Annotated in this window: 4 protein-coding genes; all 4 read left to right on the forward strand. The window is 72.8% G+C overall.

Annotation, left to right across the window (positions count from 1 at the left end; genetic code table 11):
* Positions 1 to 438: 438 nt before the first annotated feature.
* Positions 439 to 1,116, forward strand: a complete 678-nt coding sequence (afsQ1, locus tag FNX44_RS24605; RefSeq protein ID WP_181355525.1) for a two-component system response regulator AfsQ1 — start codon at positions 439 to 441, stop codon at positions 1,114 to 1,116.
* A 97-nt stretch (positions 1,117 to 1,213) separates the two neighbouring features.
* Positions 1,214 to 2,722: a sensor histidine kinase gene (locus FNX44_RS24610; protein WP_143651197.1), complete on the forward strand. Its 1,509-nt coding sequence runs from the start codon at positions 1,214 to 1,216 to the stop codon at positions 2,720 to 2,722.
* Positions 2,719 to 3,351 carry a hypothetical protein gene (locus tag FNX44_RS24615; RefSeq protein WP_228450184.1) on the forward strand — a complete coding sequence of 211 codons (633 nt, stop codon included), beginning with the start codon at positions 2,719 to 2,721 and terminating at the stop codon, positions 3,349 to 3,351. The genes FNX44_RS24610 and FNX44_RS24615 overlap by 4 nt, the downstream gene beginning before the upstream one ends.
* 193 nt (positions 3,352 to 3,544) lie before the next feature.
* A partial coding sequence (locus tag FNX44_RS24620; protein ID WP_323369647.1) for a VanZ family protein occupies positions 3,545 to 4,062 on the forward strand: 518 nt, incomplete at its 3' end.

Genomic DNA, 4,062 nt, shown 5'->3' on the forward strand with positions numbered 1-4,062 from the left:
GACGCGAGCGTCGCCGGGGGGGGGGGGCAGGGCCGCTCCCCCCGGCAGGGCCGCGATGTACGCCGGCCGCTGCCGTCCGGTGCCTCGGACACACCCCCGCACGCCCATGGCACCGGACTTCTCGGAGCCACGTGCCGCGACCGTGGGGACCACCGCGGGAACCGCGGCGGTACGCAGACGCGTGTGAGTCACTGCGCTGGTCTTGGTTCCGTGCAGTGTGTTCATCTCGCGCCTCCCTCGAAAGCAGCCCGTCGCTTGCCTTGTGGGGAAAACTCTGCCGGGCCAGTTTCATGACCAGGTCCCCCGACTGTCACAGCGGTGTCACAGCGCAAACGGCTGTTCCCGCCGTCCCCCCGCGCGGAGGTCGCCGCGGAGTCGTCTCAGTCGTGACCGACCGCTGGTCGAACTCGCGGCGGTTCATGGGCCAGAATGGCGCGTGTGCCTTTCTTGTTGCTGATCGAGGACGATGACGCTGTCCGCACCGCCCTGGAGATGGGTCTGACCCGCCAGGGCCACCGCGTGGTGACCGCCGCGTCCGGCGAGGACGGCCTGAAGCTGCTGCGCGAGCAGCGGCCCGACCTGATCGTGCTGGACGTGATGCTGCCGGGCATCGACGGCTTCGAGGTGTGCCGTCGTATCCGCCGCACCGACCAGCTGCCGATCATCCTGCTGACCGCGCGCAGCGACGACATCGACGTGGTGGTCGGGCTGGAGTCCGGCGCCGACGACTACGTCGTCAAGCCGGTGCAGGGCCGGGTGCTGGACGCCCGCATCCGGGCGGTGATGCGCCGGGGCGAGCGGGAGGCGAACGACTCGGCCGCCTTCGGCAGCCTGGTCATCGACCGTTCGGCGATGACCGTCACGAAGAACGGCGAGGACCTGCAACTCACCCCGACCGAGCTGCGGTTGCTGCTGGAGCTGAGCCGCAGGCCCGGGCAGGCGCTGTCCCGCCAGCAGCTGCTCCGACTGGTGTGGGAGCACGACTACCTCGGCGACTCACGACTGGTGGACGCCTGTGTGCAGCGGCTGCGGGCGAAGGTGGAGGACGTGCCGTCCTCTCCGACGCTGATCCGCACGGTGCGCGGCGTCGGCTACCGCCTGGACGCGCCGTCGTGACGTGGCACGCCCGGACGGGGGCGGTGGAGTGAGCCCGGACGCGCGGGGCGGTGACAGAGGACCGCTCGGTCGGGTGCGCGACTGGTTGGTGGGGGTCATGCCGAGCCTGCGGCTACGTCTGGTGATCGTGTTCGCGCTGGTGGCGCTGAGCGCCGCCGTCGCGGCGTCCGGCATCGCGTACTGGCTCACCAGGGACGCCGTGCTGACTCGGGCGCAGACCGCGGCGCTGGACGACTTCCGCAAGACGCTCGGCGACCACGCCGGCACGCTGCCGCCGCGCCCGACCTGCGAGCAGTTGCAGGACGCCGCGGTGGCCATGTCCCGTTCGACGCAGAACTACGAGGTGCTGCTGATCGACCGGCAACGCGACGGCCAGCGCTGCGCGGTGACGTCGTCCGGGGCGTTCTCACTGGACGACGTGCCGCCGAAGCTGCAGCGGGCGGTCGGCGAACGCCGCAAGTCGAGCGGCGAGGGGAAGGGCGCCGCGTACCACCTGTACTGGCAGCGGGTCGCCCAGGGCGACACGCCGTACCTGCTGAGCGGTGCCACGGTCATCGGCGACGGCCCGACCGGCTACATGCGCAAGTCCCTGGAGCCGGAGCGGGACGATCTGACCTCGCTGGCCTGGTCGTTGGCGATCGCCACCGGGCTGGCGCTGATCGGTTCGGTGCTGCTCGCGCAGGCGGCGGCCTCGACCGTGCTGCGTCCGGTGCAGCGGCTCGGGGAGGCGGCCCGACGCCTCGGCGAGGGAAAGCTGGACACCCGGCTGAAGGTGTCCGGCACGGACGAACTCGCCGACCTGTCACGGACCTTCAACGCGACGGCGGCCGCGCTGGAGGAGCGGGTCGCCGACCTCAGCGCCCGCGAGCAGGCGAGCCGCCGCTTCGTCGCCGACATGTCACACGAGCTGCGGACCCCGCTGACGGCCATCTCGGCGGTCACCGAGGTGCTGGAGGACGAGCAGGAGAACCTGGACCCGATGATCGAGCCGGCCGTGCAGCTGGTGATCAGCGAGACCCGGCGGCTCAACGACCTGGTGGAGAACCTGATGGAGGTGACCCGCTTCGACGCGGGCACCGCCCGCCTGGTGCTGGACAACGTGGACGTCGCCGACCAGGTGACCGCCTGCATCGACGCCCGGGCCTGGCTGGACGCCGTGGAGCTGGACGCCGAGCGGGGCATCATCGCCCGCCTCGACCCGCGCCGGCTGGACGTCATCCTCGCCAACCTCATCGGCAACGCGCTCAAGCACGGCGGCTCACCGGTGCGGGTGTCGGTGCGCACCGAGGAGTGCCCGGAAGCGCACGCCGAGACCGCCGAACCCGGCACCGGCAAGCTGGTCATCGAGGTGTCGGACAACGGTCCCGGCATCCCCGAGGAGGTGCTGCCGCACGTGTTCGACCGCTTCTACAAGGCCAGCGCCTCCCGCCCCCGCTCCGAGGGCAGCGGGCTCGGGCTGTCCATCGCGCTCGAGAACGCGCACATCCACGGCGGTGAGATCACCGCACGCAACTCCCCGGAGGGCGGCGCCGTCTTCACACTGGAACTCCCGCAGGACCCGAGCCGGTTGGCGGCCGCCGCCGATGAGGAGGGGGACGACCGTTGAGCCTCCCGCGTCCCACACTCCGCACGCTGACGGGCCCGCTGGCCGCGCTGCTGGTCGGCGTCACCGTGGCGGGCTGCGGCATCCGCGCCACGTCCGTTCCCGTCGACGACGGCCCCGCGCCCTCCCGGGTGGCGTGCGCCATAGAGCACGAGCAGGGCGGGGACGGCGCCCCGCAGGCCGGTCCTGACGGTGAGCTGCGCATCGCGCTGGTGTGCAGCGGCCGGGTGGTGGACGTACGCCGCCAGGTGCCGCTGCGGCAGGGCGAGTCGGCCGCGGACCGGCTCGCCGCCGCCCGGACGCTGCTCGCCGAACTGCGCCGGGAGCCGGGTCCCCGGGAGCAGGAGGCCGGCTTCACCACGGCCGTGCCCGAGGACCTGCGGGTCTTCGCCCCCGACCAGGACGACGACTCCAGCGCACTGCGGCTGAGCCGGCACCCGAACGAGCTGCCGCCGTTCGCACTGGCGCAGATCGTCTGCACGTTCGCCGCGACGACCATCGCCGACGCCAACCGCCAGGTGCTGCTCGGCGGGCCGAGCAGCGAGCCGGGCAAGCCGCTGAAGCTCTACGAGTGCGGCACCGCGCTGCGGACGACCACCGAGGCAGCAGAGACCGCGGGTGTCCCCTTCTGAGTCCGCCGCCGGGCGCGACCACACGTCCGGCGGTGAGCGTGGCGAAACCTCCGGCGGCGAGCGTGCGGACATCTCCGGCGCCGGGAGTCGCAGGTCACCCGATCGGACGGGAACCGCACGCGCGGAGCCCGTCGTCATTGCCGGCGTGCAGCACGATCGTCCAGGCGGGAAGGCCGTCATCCGGATCCGGGCAGTGGGGGCACTTCTGCTGGTCGGCCATCTGGTGTTCGTCGGTTGGTTGACGTTGCGGCCGCTGGCCGTTCCGTGGGTGGCGCCCGCCAACGTGGAACTCCTCGCCACCATCCGCGCCGACATCGAGCAGGGCCCGGTGTCGGCACTCCGCGGCATCGGCGGCAACCTGCTGATGTTCGCGCCACTCGGCGCGCTGCTGCCGCTGGTGTCCGGCCAGCGCGGCTCGCGCACCGGCTCCTTCCTGCGCACGTTCGCCGCCGCCGGGCTGCTCTCGCTGAGCCTGGAGGCGCTGCGCTCGGCCGTCCCCGGCCAGGTTGCCGACGTCGACTCCGTACTGCTGCACACCGCCGGCGCCGCGGTGGCCCATCTGCTCTGCTATCCGCTGGTGCGCTCGCTGCTGCGGGACGCCACCCGCCGCGACGCGGTGGCCGCCGCCGCACGTCGCTCCGCCGCGCCGGGCCCGTCGCTGACCGGAGTGCCGGGGCGGTCGGGGACATCGGGGACGTCCGGGACGTCGAG

Source organism: Streptomyces alkaliterrae (assembly GCF_007097205.2).
GTDB lineage: Bacteria > Actinomycetota > Actinomycetes > Streptomycetales > Streptomycetaceae > Streptomyces > Streptomyces alkaliterrae.

Bases quoted from the DNA above. Each gene is read 5' to 3' on its own strand.
- FNX44_RS24610 (WP_143651197.1), top strand. From the start codon at position 1,214: ATGCCGAGCCTGCGGCTACGTCTGGTGATCGTGTTCGCGCTGGTGGCG.